Genomic DNA, 16,729 nt, shown 5'->3' on the forward strand with positions numbered 1-16,729 from the left:
ATGCGTGATCTGATCCTTCAACTCAGCAAAAGTTCGATTTATTCAACAAAGTCACTTTGGCTACGAAGGTGTGTTTGTATTGTCCCCGGAGGGAACCACCCGTTACAGCGTGCTTGACGGGAAACTGAAGCACGAAGAGCTGGAACGCTGGTTAGATCAATCCACCATAGACCATTTACTCAGTGAGACGGGCAGTAAAAATGGACTGCCGGTCTCCATGCTCACGCTTATCCATTCCGTCCCCGCCATAGTTTCTGCGGCATGGATAACGACGGGAGATGATACCAGCGTGCTGCCGTTGCCCGGTAAGCCATCAACCATGTTGTTTATCGACACCTTAACGGCTAAGAAACTGGTTGCGATTGGGCACGATGCAGGGATCGAAAACGTCCGCGCGGTCTCTTCTGACGCCCTTGCTGAGACAGACAGTCTGACAGCATTAACGTTACGTACCCAGAATGGCCCAGTCCACATTGTCTGGGACACAGAAAACCCTGGCCAGGCATTGATCATTTATTTTTTACCCTTGCTCATTCTGTCTGTCCTTCTGACCCTCGTGCTGACGGTGATCCTGATGCGTCATATTTTGCATAAGGCAAAAATTCATGACGAAAATATCTTTCTCCTTGAGCAGGCTCGGTTAAATCTGATTACCAGTGAAAAACGCTTCAGGGATGTCAGTGAAACAACCAGTGACTGGTTCTGGGAAACGGATTTATCGTTAACGATCACCTGGCTATCAGGGCGTTTTACGACTGTCACGGGCTATGACGAGAGTCAGTGGCTGGGACGCAAGCTGGATGCGCTTTTTCCTTCGACAAACGGTTTATTAAATACGTGCGTCAGGCGGCGTGAGTTATCGGGGCGCTTTGAATTTAAGAACTGCCCGTACACTAACGCTCAACGGTCGACTTCGTACTGCACTCTTCTGGCAAAATTCTCTGCTCAGCCTGATGGCACGGTGGTTTTACGGGGGGCGGCATCGGATGTTTCTCTGGAAGTGGAAGCCACCAAACGTGTTGAGTTTCTGTCACGCCATGACGAATTAACGGGCCTTCCCAACCGGTATCATATTAAGGAGTTCCTCACAGGACAGTTGGCTAAAGAGGATATCCACAATTCTCCTTTTGCCATGATTTGCCTTGATTTGGACAAGTTTAAACCCGTGAATGATATTTTCGGCCACTCAACGGGCGATGCCCTGCTTGGCGAGGTTGCCTTACGGCTTAAAAAATGTGCTCGTCGCGGTGATTTTGTCGCACGACAGGGCGGGGACGAATTTATGCTGCTTCTCGACAACACCCGGCACCTGGACCACATAGAAGAAGTGTGTCATCGCATCGTGCAAGAACTCAACCGCCCGTTCACCATTGATGGCAATGATGTGACCATCGGCGTCAGCATGGGCATTGCTCTGGCTCCCCAGGACAGTACCAGTGCAAACGACCTTTTACGCTATGCTGATATTGCGCTTTATCAGGCTAAACAATCCGGTCGAAACCGATGGGTCTATTATCGTCAGGATATGTCGGAAAAGCTGACCGAGCGCAGAAAGCTGGAATTAGCGCTGAAGACCGCAATTCGGGAAGACCAGCTCTATCTGGTTTATCAGCCGCGTTATAACCTCAGACATTCACGCATCGATGCCGTAGAAGCCCTGGTTCGCTGGCAGCATCCTGAACGCGGAAACATGATGCCCGATCAGTTTATTCCACTCGCTGAAGAAACGGGGCTCATCATCAACCTCAGCAACTGGGTCATTCGTAAGGCCTGTACAGAGACGCATGAAAAACTGCCGGGGCTTTCGGTTTCAGTCAATATTTCAGCCATTGAATTCCAGGCAAGCGATCTCGCCGAAAGAATAAAAGCTATTCTTGATGAAACCGGGCTTGAGCCTACCCGGCTGGAAATAGAGGTGACTGAAAATGTCACGCTCTCTAATCCAGAGAAAACGTTGCAGACCATGATGGCCCTGAAAAAAATGGGGGTGCGTATTCTGATTGATGATTTCGGTACCGGCTATGCCTCTCTGAGCTATCTGCGGAAGTTCCAGTTTGATGGCTTAAAGCTCGATAAAAGCTTTATTTTTTCTTTAGGGGATTCGACACAGAACCAGTCGGTGGTCGAGAAGATCATCGATCTGGGTAAAGCCTATTCCATGGAGGTCACCGCAGAAGGTGTCGAAACCGTAGAACAATTGTCGTTCCTGAAGAAAAATAAGTGTGACGAAGTCCAGGGATATTTACTCGGCAAACCGGCGGCGATTGCAGATTTAAATCTAAAAACCAACCACGTAATTTATTAAGGGTACTTGCTGCTTGCCTGGGCCTGCTGATCCGGCAGGCCGGGTAAGCGCAGCGTTACCCGGCGTGCCTGTAATCAAATCGCGTAGTTTTCGCTCTGACGTCTGGCTGATAAACTCGGCTCAACGTTTTGATTTCCCGGCGAACTTGAGATTCAGGCCGCCGCTAACCGAGCCAGCCATCCAGACAAAAGGCAGGAAGTATGTCTCTTCGTTCACTGCGGGCGTTGTGCCTGACGAGTTTTTTTATCGCTGACGTCCGTGACGGTCTCGGTCCTTTTCTCGGTATCTTCCTGACGCAGCGGCACTGGACGCCGGATGACATCGGCTTGCTGATGACCGCCGGAGGTCTGGCAGGACTTCTGGCCACGCTGCCGGCGGGGTTCATCACCGACACCACCAAAAACAAACGTTCCGTTCTGGCGCTGCTCTGTTTGCTGATCACCCTGAGTACGCTGCTGCTCTGGTTTAGCCAGCAGAGTGGCGTTGTCGCGCTCTCGCAAATTGTCACCGGGATCTGCGCGGCGTTCGTGGGGCCAATTATCACCGGGATCACTCTGGGGCTGACGGGGCAGAGCGGGTTTAGCGCGCAGATGGGCAAAAATGAGGCGTTCAATCACGGTGGAAATTTCCTCACGGCACTGATCGCCGGGTGCATTGCGTGGTACTGGGGCATTGGGGGCATCTTCCTGCTGATGACCTGTACAACGCTGTTAACGCTCTGTTCGCTGCTGGCGATACGCAACAAGGATATCGACAACGAGGCGGCGCGTGGCCTGAACGCGTCAGAACATCAGCCGGTGCCGGGTTTTGCGGTACTGATGAAAAACAGAGCCCTGTTCGTGACCGGGCTGACGCTGCTGTTGTTCCATCTGGCGAATGCGGCCCTGTTGCCGATGCTCAGCATGCGGGTCGCTGCCGCACCGGCCAGCGTTAATCCCGGCGTGTTTGCTGCGGCGACGGTGATTATTTCGCAGGCGGTGATGATCCCGGTGGCTATCCTGGCCTCCAGGAGAATCGAACGCGATGGTTACTGGCGTTTAATCATGCTGGCGCTGTTAATCATGCCGGTACGCGCGGCGCTGGCTGCGTCTACCGATGCACCGTTTATGATGATCCCGGTACAAATTCTTGATGGTCTTGCCGCCGGGATCCTGGGCGTGGTGGTGCCGTCATTTATCGTGGTGCTTTTGCGTGGGAGCGGGCACGTTAATGCCGGGCAGAGCGTGGTAATGCTGATGCAGGGGGGTGGCGCATCGATGAGCCCTGCGTTAACCGGGACGATCGCCGGACACTACTCTTTTGCGACGGCCTTCAGTGTGCTGAGCGCCATTGCCCTGGCGGCGGTCCTGCTCTGGTGGCGTTTCCCGAACCGGACCGGGCAGACCGATAACACCCCGGACGGGGCGTAGCGTATGTGCCGGGCGCAACCGCCACCCGGCATGCCAGGCTTAGACTATCTCGTTAGGACACGCTTCGCCGTTTTCCAGTTGCTGTAAATTCCCCAGCGTGGTTTCGGAAATGCTGATCAGCGCCTCTGCGGTCAGGAACGCCTGGTGCCCGGTAAACAGTACGTTATGGCAGGCTGACAGGCGACGGAACACGTCGTCCTGAATGACGTCGTTAGACTTGTCTTCAAAGAACAGATCGCGTTCGTTCTCATACACGTCCATCCCCAGCGCGCCAATTTTCTGGGTTTTCAGCGCTTCAATTGCCGCCTGAGAGTCAATTAACCCGCCGCGGCTGGTGTTGATGATCATCACGCCGTCTTTCATCTGCTCAAACGCGGTCTGATTCAACAGGTGGTAGTTTTCCGGTGTGAGCGGGCAGTGCAGGGAGATCACGTCAGACTGGGAGAATAGGGTCGGGAGATCGACATATTCCACGCCCAGCTCCAGCGCGGCTGCGCTTGGGTACGGGTCAAACGCCAGCAGGCGCATACCAAAGCCTTTCAGAATGCGCAGGGCGGCCACGCCGATTTTACCGGTACCGATCACGCCTGCGGTTTTACCGTACATGGTAAAGCCGGTCAGTCCTTCCAGCGAGAAGTTTGCATCTCGGGTACGCTGATAAGCGCGGTGAATACGACGGTTCAGGGACATCATCATACCCACAGCATGTTCCGCGACCGCTTCCGGGGAGTAGGCCGGAACGCGAACCACCTTCAGCCCCAGCTCTTTCGCCGCATCAAGATCGACGTTATTGAAGCCCGCGCAGCGCAGGGCGATATACTTTACGCCGTGCTTTTTCAGCTCTTCCAGTACCGGACGACTACCGTCATCGTTCACGAAGATGCAGACGCCTTCACAGCCGTGCGCCGTTTTAGCGGTTTTTTCGGTCAGCAGAAAGTCGAAAAATTCAAGATCGAACCCGTAAGCCTCGTTAACATGTTGCAGATACTTTTTGTCGTACTGCTTTGTGCTATATACCGCGAGTTTCATAAGACTTTCTCCAGTGATTTTACATCCACGTTAGCATGATTAAAATAATCTTACAATTTCTAAAATATTATTTAAATCAATAAGTTCTATCAATTATTTTAGAGCATCTATTCTTAAAACTGGCATTTACTTCAACTGATTGACTAAACATGCGACAATGATCGGCACTGTCGGCTTAATTCTCTCGCTAAATCAGGATATTAACTGCCCATGAAGGGTAAATACAAAGCCGCGATTGCGCTCTTATTGCTGTTGATTTTATTGCCGCTGACGCTGCTGATGACGCTCGCCCAGTGGGTACCGACCCTCGCCGGTATCTGGTTGCCTGTCGGTACACGTATCGCCTTTGAGGAAAGCCCCAAACTGACCCGTCACGCGCTGGTGATCCCCAATCTGCGCTATCTGGTTGAGGATTGCGAGATTGCCAGGGTTGAAAACGCCACGCTGTCGCACCCCAGCCGCTGGAATCTGGATATTGGTGCGCTTGAACTTAACACAGTGTGCCTCAGTAAAATTCCCCAGTCTGCCCCCTCAACCGTTGCGCCAAAAACCCTGGCACAATGGCAGTCGGTGCTGCCTAATACCTGGCTCACTATCCGCCGTCTTACCCTGTCTCCCTGGCAACAGTGGGAAGGGGAACTGCATGCCTCACTGACGCCTGCGGTACAGGCGGTGACCTACAACGGTGAGCAGGTCAGTTTCAAAGGGCAGCTACGCGGCCAGACTCTCTCGGTCAGTCAGCTTGATGTACAACTCCCCGGCCAGGTGCCGCCCGTAAAACTGGTGGGTGAGTTTACCCTGCCGCTGGTGCCGGATGGCGTGCCGGTGAAAGGCCATGCGGTCGCGACTTTTAACGTGCCACAGCTCACCTCGCTGGTCGATGCCGATCTGGACTGGGAGGAGAATCAGGGGCAACTGCTGGTGATGGCGCGGGATAACCCCGATCCGCTGCTCGATTTACCGTGGCAGATCACGGCACAACAGCTGAATATCAGCGACGGACGCTGGAACTGGAACCTGTCCGGCATGCCGATGAGCGGCCGCGTGGGTCTCCGGGTGGATAACTGGCAGCAGGGGCTTGAAAAAGCCACCTTTACCGGACGCCTCAATGTTCTGACTCAGGGCGATGCCGGGAAGGGTAACGCCGTGCTGAATCTCGGGCCGGGCAGGCTCAGCCTGGAAAACAGCGACATGCCGCTTCACCTGAGCGGCGAGGCCAAACAGGACGATCTGGTGCTTTACGCCAGACTCCCGGCCAGACTGACCGGCAGTCTGAACGATCCGCAGCTTGCCTTTGAGCCGGGCGCGCTGCTGCGTTCGCGCGGACGCATTATTGATTCGCTGGATATCGACGAAATTCGCTGGCCGCTGGCGGGCGTGAAGCTCACGCAAAAGGGCGTGGATGGCCGTCTGCAGGCGATTCTGCGCGCCCACGAGAACGAGATGGGAGATTTTGAACTCCACCTGGACGGCCAGGCCAACGACTTTTTACCCGATAACGGCCTGTGGCAGTGGCGCTACTGGGGCAAAGGCGGGTTTACGCCAATGAACGCGCGCTGGGATGTGGCCGGGAAAGGCGAATGGCGCGACAAGCTCATCGAGCTGACCGCGCTCTCTACCGGCTTTGACAAGCTGCAGTACGGCACCATGGAAGTCAGTAAACCGCGTCTGGTGCTGGATAAACCGGTACGCTGGGTTCGTGACCCTGTCACGCCGACATTTAGCGGTGCGCTGTCGCTCAATGCCGGAGAGACCCGTTTTGCGGGCGGCAGCGTGTTGCCACCGTCGGTGCTGACCTTCAGCGTTGACGGAACAGACCCGACGATATTCCAGTTTAAAGGCGATCTGCATGCCGAGGCCATCGGCCCGGTGCAGGTTAACGGTCGCTGGGACGGGGAACGCCTTCGCGGTCAGGCCTGGTGGCCAAAATAATCCCTTACCGTGTTCCAGCCACTGATCCCGCCAGACTGGAAAATGACGCTGCGCGACGGTGAGCTTTATGCGCAGGTGGCCTTCTCTGCCGCTGCCGATCAGGGCTTTGAAGCTGGCGGCCACGGCGTGCTGAAATCCGGTAGCGCCTGGATGCCAGACAACCAGATCAACGGCGTGGATTTTGTGCTGCCGTTCCGTTTTAGCGAGGGCACCTGGTCGCTGGGCACGCGCGGCCCCGTTACGCTGCGCATTGGCGAAGTGGAAAACCTGGTGACCGCGCGCAACATTACCGCAGACCTGCAGGGTGACTATCCGTGGAGCGAGGAAAACCCGCTGCTGCTGACCAACGTCAAGGTGGAGACCCTCGGCGGGAAAATCACCATGCAGCAGCTCAGAATGCCGCAGCATGACCCGGCGCTGCTGCGCGTGGACAACATCTCCTCCAGCGAGCTGATCAGCGCCATTAATCCGAAGCAGTTTGCCCTGTCTGGCCCGGTAAGCGGGGCGCTACCGTTCTGGCTGGACAATGAAAAATGGATCATTAAAGATGGCTGGCTAACCAACCCGGGGCCGATGACGCTGCGTATTGATAAAGACACCGCTGATGCCATCGTCAACGATAATATGGTTGCAGGGGCAGCGATTAACTGGCTCCGCTATATGGAAATTTCACAGTCGTGGACAAGACTCAATTTAGATAATCTGGGTGAATTAACCATGCAGGCGACCCTCAAAGGCACCAGCCGGGTTGATGGCAAAAGCAGCTCCGTAAATCTTAACTACACCCATGACGAGAACGTCTTTACTCTCTGGCGTAGCCTGCGCTTTGGAGACAATCTACAAACCTGGTTTGAGCAACACGCGGCGCTACCTGGTATCCGCAGTTCGACTGGCAAGGAAAGTGAGGAACAACAATGAAAATGAGGGCTGGTGTACTCACCGTCGCCGTTGCCGCGCTCTTGACCGGCTGTACGCCGCGCATTGAAGTCGCTGCGCCGAAGGAGCCGATCACCATCAATATGAACGTCAAAATCGAACATGAGATCCACATTAAAGTCGATAAAGACGTTGAAACCCTGCTGAAATCGCGCAGCGATCTGTTCTGAGGACGCCATGAAACGATTAGCTCTGATGTTACTGGCGCTGGGCTTGAACGTGCAGGCGGCAACCCTGACCTTAAACGAGGCCCGGGCGCAGGGGCGTGTCGGGGAAACCCTGAGCGGGTATCTTGCCCCGGTGAAACAAGTTCCCGAAACGCTGGCGCTGGTGAGCCGCATCAACGCGGCGCGTACGGAAAGCTACCAGAAGCTGGCGGACAGCAATAACCTGCCGGTTGATGAAGTGGCGAAGATGGCCGGGCAAAAGCTGGTGGCCCGCGCGCAGCCGGGAGAATACGTGAAGGGCATTAACGGAAAATGGCTGAAGAAGTAATCAGCGAAAACGCTTGCGGTACTCGCCCGGTGAGACGCCAAAACGCTGCTTAAACGCCGTTGAAAAATGGCTATGGTCGGCAAACCCCCAGCTGTAGCCAATTCCCGCCAGCTTTTCCTCGTCGCTGGCGGAGCGCAACACCTGCGCGCACAGATCCAGCCGACGATTTTTGATGTACTGCGCTACCACCAGCCCCTTATCGGCAAACATGCGGTACAGGCTGCGCACCGACATGCCGCTCTCTGCGGCAATCCATTCCGGACGCAGGGATTCCGACTGAATATGGTCATCAATCAGCGACAGAACGTTCCTGAACTGGCGCTCCTTACGCGGCTGCACCGCGTCGCGCTGCTGAAACGCCGGGCGGAGCAGGCAGATCATCGCTTCCAGCGCGGCTTCGCTCTCCCGGTCACTCAGGTTGGCATTTCCCATGCTCTCCAGTAGCAGGCGATGGCTTAGCTGTACGGTTGGCAACGAGCGGGAGAGCGCGAGGGCGCAGCTTACCTCCTGAAAACGACACTGTTGCTCAATAATCTGACGGGGAACCAGCAGGGAAATCTGACGGGATTTTTGCTGCCAGTTGATGGAGCAGGGACGCGCGGCATCAAGAAGCGTAATGTCGCCGGCGTTCAGCACCGCGCGGCGATCGTCCTGCTCAATCTGCGCGCTGCCTTCAAGCTGGAACACGGTATAAAACCAGGCATCATTGCTCTGAGCGATCTCCTGACGGGAGCGGAACAGGTTAACCCCGCCTGCGGTGACGGTGCTTAACTTCAGGCTTCGGGCGTAGCTGGTTTCCAGCTCGCCGAAGAATTCCCCCTCTAAAGGACGCGCGTTAAAGCGCCCGCAGACATGGTTAATTTGCGCCAGCCACTGCTGATACCGTTCCTGTTCGCTTACACATGCCATCGTTTATCTCGCTGCGCCATCAATGTTTTCGCATTGTTGCATTTGTGTTGCGTTTTGTCAGAGTCATGAGGCTGACTATAGGGAAGAACACTCACCGGTAACAGCGTTATAAGGCGGAATTATCACGAATTGCGGCACCTGTCACAGGTGGCAAAGCGAATGTCACACAGACAAAAGCGGGAATGCGAAAGGCCTCTTAGACTGCAGTAACACCCTACGAATAATAACGAAGGAGTACCCTATGTCTGAATCACAGGTCGCCATCCAGCCAGGCGTACAGCAGTTTCTGGACCGACATCACGGGCTGTGGATTGAGGGGCGGCAGGCCGCGTCGGAGAGTGAAAAACGGTTGAATATTTATAACCCGGCCACCGGGGAGGTTATCGCCTCTACGGCAGATGCCAGCGTCGATGATGTCGACCGCGCGGTGATGTCCGGCTGGCGAGCCTTTGTCGCCCGCACCTGGGCCGGGAAATTACCGGCAGAGCGCGAGCGCATCCTGCTGCGCTTTGCCGACCTGGTGGAGCAGCACAGCGAGGAGCTGGCCCAGCTTGAAACGCTGGAGCAGGGCAAATCCATCAATATTTCCCGTCTCTTTGAAGTGGGTTGCACCCTGAACTGGATGCGCTATACCGCCGGGCTGACCACCAAAATAACCGGCAAAACGCTCGATATCTCCATTCCCTTGCCGCAAGGCGCACGCTATCAGGCGTGGACGCGTAAAGAGCCGGTGGGCGTGGTGGCCGGGATTGTGCCGTGGAACTTCCCGCTGATGATCGGCATGTGGAAGGTGATGCCTGCGCTGGCAGCGGGTTGCTCTATCGTCATTAAGCCATCAGAAACCACGCCGCTGACCATGCTGCGGGTGGCGGAACTGGCGAGCGAAGCAGGTATCCCTGACGGTGTGTTTAACGTGGTGACCGGAAGCGGCGCGGTGTGCGGTGCAGCGCTGACCTCGCATCCGCATATTGCCAAAGTAAGCTTCACCGGCTCCACGGCGACGGGGAAACAGATTGCCCGTGCGGCGGCGGACACGCTGACCGGCGTGACGCTGGAACTGGGCGGCAAAAACCCGGCCATCGTGCTGAAAGACGCCGATCCGGCGTGGGTGATTGAGGGGCTGATGACCGGCAGCTTCCTTAATCAGGGCCAGGTCTGCGCCGCGAGCTCGCGTATCTATATAGAAGCGCCGCTTTTTGACACGCTGGTCAGCGGGTTTGAGCAGGCGGTGAAATCCCTGAGCGTGGGGCCGGGCATGTCGCCGGAGGCGTTTATCAACCCGCTGGTGTCCCGCGCTCACTGCGTCAAGGTGCAGACCTTCCTGGATGAAGCAAAATCGCGCAATGCAGAGCTGATCACCGGTAACCGTGGCCCGGACGGAAAAGGGTATTACATCTCGCCGACGCTGGTGGTCAACCCGGATCCGGGACTCCGGCTGACCCGCGAAGAGGTATTCGGCCCGGTGGTCAACCTGGTACGCGTAGCCGACGGCGAAGAGGCGTTAACCCTTGCCAACGATACCGAATATGGCCTGACCGCCAGCGTCTGGACGCAGAATATCAGTAAGGCGCTGGAGTATACCGACAGATTGCAGGCGGGTACCGTCTGGGTGAACAGCCATACGCTGATTGACGCCAACCTGCCGTTCGGCGGCATGAAGCAATCCGGCACCGGACGCGACTTCGGCCCGGACTGGCTGGACGGCTGGTGTGAAACCAAATCGGTGTGCGTGCGCTATTAATAAAAGCAAAAGGCAACCGGGAGGTTGCCTTTTTAGTGTTTGTTCCCTCTCCCGTGGGAGAGGGTCAGGGTGAGGGCATCAGGCCCTGGCGGGCTAGTTTTACAACGACCACCGATCCCGCCCGGCCTCTTTCGCGCGGTACAGCGCCGCATCGGCGCGGGCGATCAGTTCCGGGCCCGCCAGGCCCGGTGCAATTCCTGCAATCCCCATGCTGACGGTCACATGCTCACTGACTTTGGACGCACCGTGCGGTATCGCCGCCGCGCGCAGGCCGTCCTGAATGCGGCGGGCAACCTGCTGTGCAACGTTCTCCGGGCAATTAAACAGGATCACCACAAATTCTTCTCCGCCGTAGCGTGACACCACATCGTCCGGGGTGCGCACGGCCTGCTTCAGCACCTGCGCCACGCGTGTCAGACAGTCGTCACCGGCCTGATGTCCGTAGGTATCGTTATAAAGCTTGAAATAATCGATATCCAGCATGATCAGCGAGAAGGCTTTATTCTGCTCAACGGCATTCTCCAGCACCACTTCCATCATCCGGCGATTGGCGGTTTTGGTGAGGGGATCCTGGTGCGCCAGCGCATCGAGCCTGGAGATTAACAGCTGGTTTTGCTGATTCCGCCGCCAGGCCTCGTCAAACCAGCTTAACAGGATAAACCGCCCGCAAAGCATAATCAGCGTGAATACGCTCCAGATGGTGACAAAGCGCAGATTAAGGCCATCATTCAGCACCCAGCTGGCGACCGGCAAGGTGAGCCAGAGCGGGAGCACAAACGAGAGTAATCCCTCCGGGTAAAAATAGAGCGCCGTCAAACCGGAGAGCAATAAAATCACGCACAGCGGCCAGACGTGGGGAAGGTGCAGGGCGGTAATGAACCAGTAACTGCACATCGACCAGAAGGCACTGCAGACAAACAGCACTTCGCTTATCCCGGCGATACGGCGCCAGGCCATCAGAATTAATGCAGCGGACAGTATAATAATGCCCAGCATTGAGGCATCGACAATCCGGGTCAGGTGTTGTGAACCGGGATATAGCACCGCGCTGTTTTCCAGCAGGATGTGGCGCAGCAGGATCATCAGGGCAAAGCTGACGTTTACAAAGGCCAGCCAGGGCAGGTTCATCGCCAGCCCGTGATGCACCATGGCCTGACGTGTAGGCCAGGTGGCTCGTTCGGGGGGGAGGTTTTTTCTTTTTTCCATTTATGATGTTTACCCCGTCCAGGGAGAAAGAGAAATAAAAGCGGGCGGGTAAACCGCCCGTAAATCCGCGATGTTACGGCGTCACAATATTAAACCAGAAATCAAACTTATCCATGTAGCCAAGCATGGCATCAAGTTTGGTACTGTCACCGCTGATTTTGACATCGCCACTGTCCTGCGCCTGTTTCAGCGTAATTTCCTTGAGGATGATCTTGTTAAGCGTGTCTCTGTTCAGCGTGAGCGTCGCATCGGCGTCCTTCGCTTCGGCATTGGCCGTGTGATTCAACACGCCGTTTTCCAGCTCAAGCTTATATTTACCTCCATCGCTGCCCAGATCGATATTAAATACCGATTTTGCGTCCCCGGCTTTTTGACCATTAATATGCACAGCCAGATAGTCGAAGAACATTTCCGGCGTCATCGCCCGAACGGTATCAGGGCTTGCCGTGTTTGGCGTTGGGCCTTTCACGACGCCGTTACGCAGCTCCTGCGCACCGGTGAGGTAGAAGTTACGCCACGGCCCGGATTCAGCCTGGTAGCCGAGCTGCTCCAGCGCATCCGCTTCCAGGTTACGCGCGGCCTGGTTGTTCGGATCGGCAAAGACCACTTTACTGACCACCTGTGCCACCCAGCGGTAGTTGCCCTGGTCGTAGTCGGTTTTGGCTTTACTCAGAATGGCGTCAGCACCTCCCATGTACTCCACGAATTTCTTCGCAGCATCAACAGGAGGTAGCTCATCAAGCGTTGCCGGGTTGCCGTCAAACCAGCCCAGATAAAGGACATAGGTGGCTTTTACGTCGTGACTGACTGAACCATAGTAGCCCCGGTTAGCCCAGGTATGGGCCAGCGAGTCAGGGAGGGTGAAATTCGCGGCAATTTCATCGCGCGTCAGACCTTCGTTCGCCATGCGCAGCGTCTGATCGTTAATGTAACGGTAAAGATCGCGCTGACTCTTCAGCAGCTTGACCACATTGTCGTTGCCCCAGGTTGGCCAGTGGTGCTGTGCCATGATGATCTCTGCTTTGTCACCCCAGCGGACAATTGCCTGGTTGATATACTTCGACCAGGGCAGCGGTTCACGAATTTTTGCGCCGCGCAGCGAATAGGTATTATGCAGCGTGTGAGTGACATCCTCGGCAGATTCAATGACCTTTTTCTCTTCGATATACCAGAGCATCTCTGAAGGCGCTTCTGAGCCCGGTGCCAGCATAAAATCATAGGTCAGCCCGTCGATAACCTCTTTCTGACCATCTTTCTCAATGATGTTGGTCGGTGCGATCAGGGTAACGGTACCGGCAGAGGTCGTGGTACCCAGCCCCGCACCCACTTGTCCTTTGGCATCGGGTTTCAGCAGGTTGCCGTACATGTAACTGGCGCGACGGCTCATGACGTTGCCCGCCATGATATTTTCAGCCACAGCGGCTTCCATAAACCCGGACGGGGCATAGACTTTCACTTTCCCGGATTTCACGTCAGCTTCATCCACCACGCCGCGAACGCCGCCGTAATGATCCACATGGCTGTGGGTATAGATGATGGCGACCACCGGCTTTTTACCCCGGTTTTTGTAATACAGATCCATGCCGACTTTTGCGGTTTCTGCTGATACCAGCGGATCGACCACGGTAATTCCTTCTTTACCTTCGATAATCGTCATATTCGACAGATCGAGGTTGCGGATCTGATATACCCCGTCGGTCACTTCGAACAGGCCACTGATATTAATCAGCTGAGATTGACGCCATAAACTGGGATTAACGGAATCCGGTGCTTTATCACCCTCTTTAATAAAGGCGTACTGTTGCGGATCCCAGATAACATTCCCTTGCTCCCCTTTGATAATCTCCTGCGGCAGTGGGGCAATAAACCCTTTATGTGCATTGGTGAAGTCGGTGTTATCGGAGAAAGGAAGTTGGTTGAAAAGGGCATTATTCGCCTGTTGCGTCGCCGCGGTCGCGTCCTTTGGGGCTTCGGCGGCATAAGAGGGACTGACGGAAACGAAAAGCCCAGCCAGAGCAAGACTTCTGACAATCAAATTCAATTTCATCTAAAACCTCTCAGAGAAAGTACTACGTTACGGTGATTAAACGTCGTGTCCTGGCTGAAAATGTTTGAAAAGATGTCATTAGAATGAGTGGTTAAATAACTATAATCAGGCTGAGAGATTCGGCAAATAAATGAATAAAAAACCGGGCATTACGCCCGGTCGGTGATTATTTCTGTTCGTCTTTTTTTCTGCCAAGCGTTGGCGTTTCGTCAAAGAAGTTCCACGGCTTAAGCAATGTATGCACCCATTCCGTTGGCATGATGGGCCACTCTTCCGCGCGGGCAACGTGCGTGGTTCCGGTGGTCATCCAGACCACATCGTCCTGATTAGTGAGTGACTCATTGTCTTTGCTGTACTGACCCAGCCCCGTATCGTGCGTGGAGCGGTTCGGGAATTTCCCTTCCGGGTACATTTCGTCAGGATGGTAACGCGTCACCCACAGCTGTTTATCCATAAAGCTCAGGCGATGGTAGATCCACTCGTCCGGTGCAAACTTCGCGCCCGTGGCTACCGGGTGTGTGCCGCCCGCATAAGGGATGATCTGGTACGAGACCGGGTTCCCCATACGGTTCTCTTTGCGGGTGTTGCTCAGCAGGCGAATGGTACCCGGATCGAATTTCTGCGCCGCCTGCTGTTCGGTATCGATATCGTACTGATTGACCTGCATGGTACTGGTACGCGGGCCGCCAGCCGTGTTCGGTTTCACCTGCGGATCCATCGCCACCAGTTTATTGTCGATGCCATCCACATCCATATCGAGACGGAAGTTATAGATGTGCTGGTGGGTGGTACCGACGATGTTGTGATCGATTAAGGTGCCGTATCGGGTGTCGTCTTTGGCAGTGGCGTCATGCATCGTTTTGGCCTGCACGCCTTTCACGGCTTCAATCCCGGTGGCTCCGGCATCAATGCCGATGGTGCCGTTTTCGTGGAATACCCAGTCGAAGATGTAATCGTAGTTGCCAACGGTGCTTACCCAGCGCACCACCAGTTCACGGCGTTCGGTGCTGACGTTTGGCTTGCCCATCTCCTGATGCTTATATTCAGGCCCGGCGTAGCGCTCGAAAATGGCGATGGCACGTGGGATCTCCATCGGCGTACCGGTGTAATCCGGGATGGTTTCATTAAGCATCACGGCGTTGGACGGCACATCTTTGCCGCGCACCAGCGGGGAGGTCAGGGTGCCCATGCCATAGTCGCCCGAATCGAGATAGGCTTTAAAGTACCAGCCCACATCCGGATCGCCGTAAGGGACGATCATCCCGCCCAGGGAGCCCTGATACATGACCTGGCGTTTCTTACCGTTGTCGTTGTAAATGACGGTCGAGATCATCGGCCCCACGCGGGAGTCCAGGCTCAGGTGGAAATCCCAGTTCTGCCAGTGCACCATGTCGCCGGTAATGGTGTAGTTCTTGCCTTCCGGTTCGATGATCTCAAGCGGTTTTTTCGGTGTTTCGATGCGGTCACGGCCATCATACGGACGCGGAGTCATGGGCACCGGAACAACCGCGCCTTCTTCAATTTTCTGGATCTTCTTCTGTTCGAGATCAACCACCGCCACCAGATTCTCAATCGGGTGTGCCCAGTAGTTACCGTCGCCCACATCCAGATAGCTCACCACTTTCAGCAGACGGTCTTCCTGCTTCAGGCCGTCTTTGCCGTCAAAATAGCCGACGGTCAGTGGGGTCGTGATCACGTTCTTCGTATCGCTGATGCCGCGTTTTTTCAGCACCTCAGCAAATTCCGGGCTCTCGTTGATGATTTGCTGCACGGTGGCGAAATCATCCAGCAGCACCATGCCGTGCGCATCCTTTACGGCCTCCCAGCGCAGGATTTTCTTATCCTTCAGGTCTACACGACTTTCGATGACGTGTTTGCCGTCCAGCATGGTGATATTCGCCTGACGCGGGGCATCCACCGCTGTGCCGTTCAGCACAAAGTCCCACACTTTGGCTTTCGCGGGCTCGGCCAGGGCAATCTGGGTGAAGCGGGTGTTAGGTTTAAAATCCTTTGAGGCTTTGACGATCGCCACGGCTTGCTTAATCTCATCCGCCGTTAATGCATTAAGCGGATGGGGGCTTTTCTCAACCTGGAACGTCTGGTCGAGGCCGGACTGGAAGATGTCATTGATAAAGGTGTCCGAGATAAAGGCCTTGTTGTCTTTCATCACTACCGGCACCGACAGCGCAAGGGGTTTGCCGTTAACGATGGCGGTGTTAGCGCCTGGCTTCACCTTTACGAACGCACCGTCTTTCGCAATGGTGAACATCTGTGCGTAATCATCCCATTGTACCTCTGCGCCAAAATCTGCCAGCGTTTTGTCCATAGGGACCATATGCGCCTCACTGCCGTGAGCGAAAACGGGAGATTGCCAGGCACAGCAGAGCGCAACGGCCAGAGCCAGTGCCGTTCTACGGGCAGAAAATGAAGAATTGCTTCTCATCGTAGACCTCATCTTGTTGTGTTTATTGTGTTGTGAGTCTTATCCTGACAGGCGCGTGAAAAAAGCGTTTGCCTGCATCTGCCAGGTTATTTGTCAGTCTTGCCAGGTTAAAAAAAGACCGGGAATAAATCACATGCCGAGCCTTTTCCTCTATCCAGGCGCACTGATGAGGCTCCACAAATTGATACGCGCAGTGAACAATTCCCTCTCCCATCGGGTTGGGGGATCCCCATAAAATAATGCCTGCACGGAGGACCCCCTCTCCCTTGAGGGAGAG

Annotated in this window: 11 protein-coding genes and 1 pseudogene; 6 read left to right on the forward strand and 6 right to left on the reverse strand. The window is 55.2% G+C overall.

Annotated features, from left to right (window positions below):
* Positions 1–109 precede the first annotated feature (109 nt).
* Together HX884_RS21290 and HX884_RS21295 are read left to right on the forward strand one after the other, a co-directional pair.
* Entirely contained in the window at positions 110–2,305 is a 2,196-nt protein-coding gene (locus HX884_RS21290; protein WP_249166296.1) for a bifunctional diguanylate cyclase/phosphodiesterase, read from the forward strand.
* Positions 2,306–2,505: 200 nt separating this feature from the next.
* A complete protein-coding gene (locus HX884_RS21295; RefSeq protein ID WP_178328751.1) occupies positions 2,506–3,714 on the forward strand; it encodes an MFS transporter in 1,209 nt (402 codons plus the stop codon).
* A gap of 39 nt (positions 3,715–3,753) precedes the next feature.
* Here the strand turns inward: HX884_RS21295 and HX884_RS21300 are convergent, their stop codons facing one another.
* Complete coding sequence (locus HX884_RS21300) at positions 3,754–4,743, reverse strand: 2-hydroxyacid dehydrogenase (protein WP_013096773.1); 990 nt, start codon at positions 4,741–4,743, stop codon at positions 3,754–3,756.
* A 210-nt stretch (positions 4,744–4,953) separates the two neighbouring features.
* On the opposite strand from HX884_RS21300, the pseudogene HX884_RS21305 reads away from it, so the two are divergent.
* The 3 genes and pseudogenes from HX884_RS21305 to HX884_RS21315 all read left to right on the forward strand — a co-directional run bounded on the left by HX884_RS21305 (position 4,954) and on the right by HX884_RS21315 (position 8,106).
* Positions 4,954–7,593 (forward strand): annotated as a pseudogene (locus tag HX884_RS21305) (YdbH family protein).
* Complete coding sequence (locus HX884_RS21310; RefSeq protein ID WP_020688201.1) at positions 7,590–7,781, forward strand: YnbE family lipoprotein; 192 nt, start codon at positions 7,590–7,592, stop codon at positions 7,779–7,781. Before HX884_RS21305 ends, HX884_RS21310 begins: the two are co-directional and overlap by 4 nt.
* Before the next feature lie 7 nt (positions 7,782–7,788).
* Positions 7,789–8,106, forward strand: coding sequence for a YdbL family protein (locus HX884_RS21315; protein WP_178328752.1), 318 nt, complete (start codon positions 7,789–7,791; stop codon positions 8,104–8,106).
* On the opposite strand, the gene feaR is transcribed toward HX884_RS21315, so the two are convergent.
* Positions 8,107–9,015, reverse strand: coding sequence for a transcriptional regulator FeaR (feaR, locus tag HX884_RS21320; RefSeq protein WP_029882835.1), 909 nt, complete (start codon positions 9,013–9,015; stop codon positions 8,107–8,109).
* Positions 9,016–9,256: 241 nt separating this feature from the next.
* On the opposite strand from feaR, the gene HX884_RS21325 reads away from it, so the two are divergent.
* Complete coding sequence (locus tag HX884_RS21325) at positions 9,257–10,756, forward strand: aldehyde dehydrogenase family protein (RefSeq protein ID WP_178328753.1); 1,500 nt, start codon at positions 9,257–9,259, stop codon at positions 10,754–10,756.
* A 99-nt stretch (positions 10,757–10,855) separates the two neighbouring features.
* Here the strand turns inward: HX884_RS21325 and HX884_RS21330 are convergent, their stop codons facing one another.
* The 4 genes from HX884_RS21330 to HX884_RS27030 form a co-directional block, all read right to left on the reverse strand.
* A complete protein-coding gene (locus HX884_RS21330) occupies positions 10,856–11,962 on the reverse strand; it encodes a GGDEF domain-containing protein (RefSeq protein ID WP_178328754.1) in 1,107 nt (368 codons plus the stop codon).
* A 73-nt stretch (positions 11,963–12,035) separates the two neighbouring features.
* A complete protein-coding gene (locus HX884_RS21335) occupies positions 12,036–14,009 on the reverse strand; it encodes an alkyl/aryl-sulfatase (RefSeq protein WP_178328755.1) in 1,974 nt (657 codons plus the stop codon).
* Positions 14,010–14,175: 166 nt separating this feature from the next.
* Positions 14,176–16,452 (reverse strand): primary-amine oxidase, encoded by a 2,277-nt coding sequence (tynA, locus tag HX884_RS21340; RefSeq protein WP_178328756.1) that lies wholly within the window; start codon positions 16,450–16,452, stop codon positions 14,176–14,178.
* A 22-nt stretch (positions 16,453–16,474) separates the two neighbouring features.
* A partial coding sequence (locus tag HX884_RS27030; RefSeq protein WP_218620102.1) for a hypothetical protein occupies positions 16,475–16,729 on the reverse strand: 255 nt, incomplete at its 5' end.

Source organism: Enterobacter sp. SECR19-1250 (assembly GCF_013391025.1).
GTDB classification, from domain to species: domain Bacteria; phylum Pseudomonadota; class Gammaproteobacteria; order Enterobacterales; family Enterobacteriaceae; genus Enterobacter; species Enterobacter cloacae.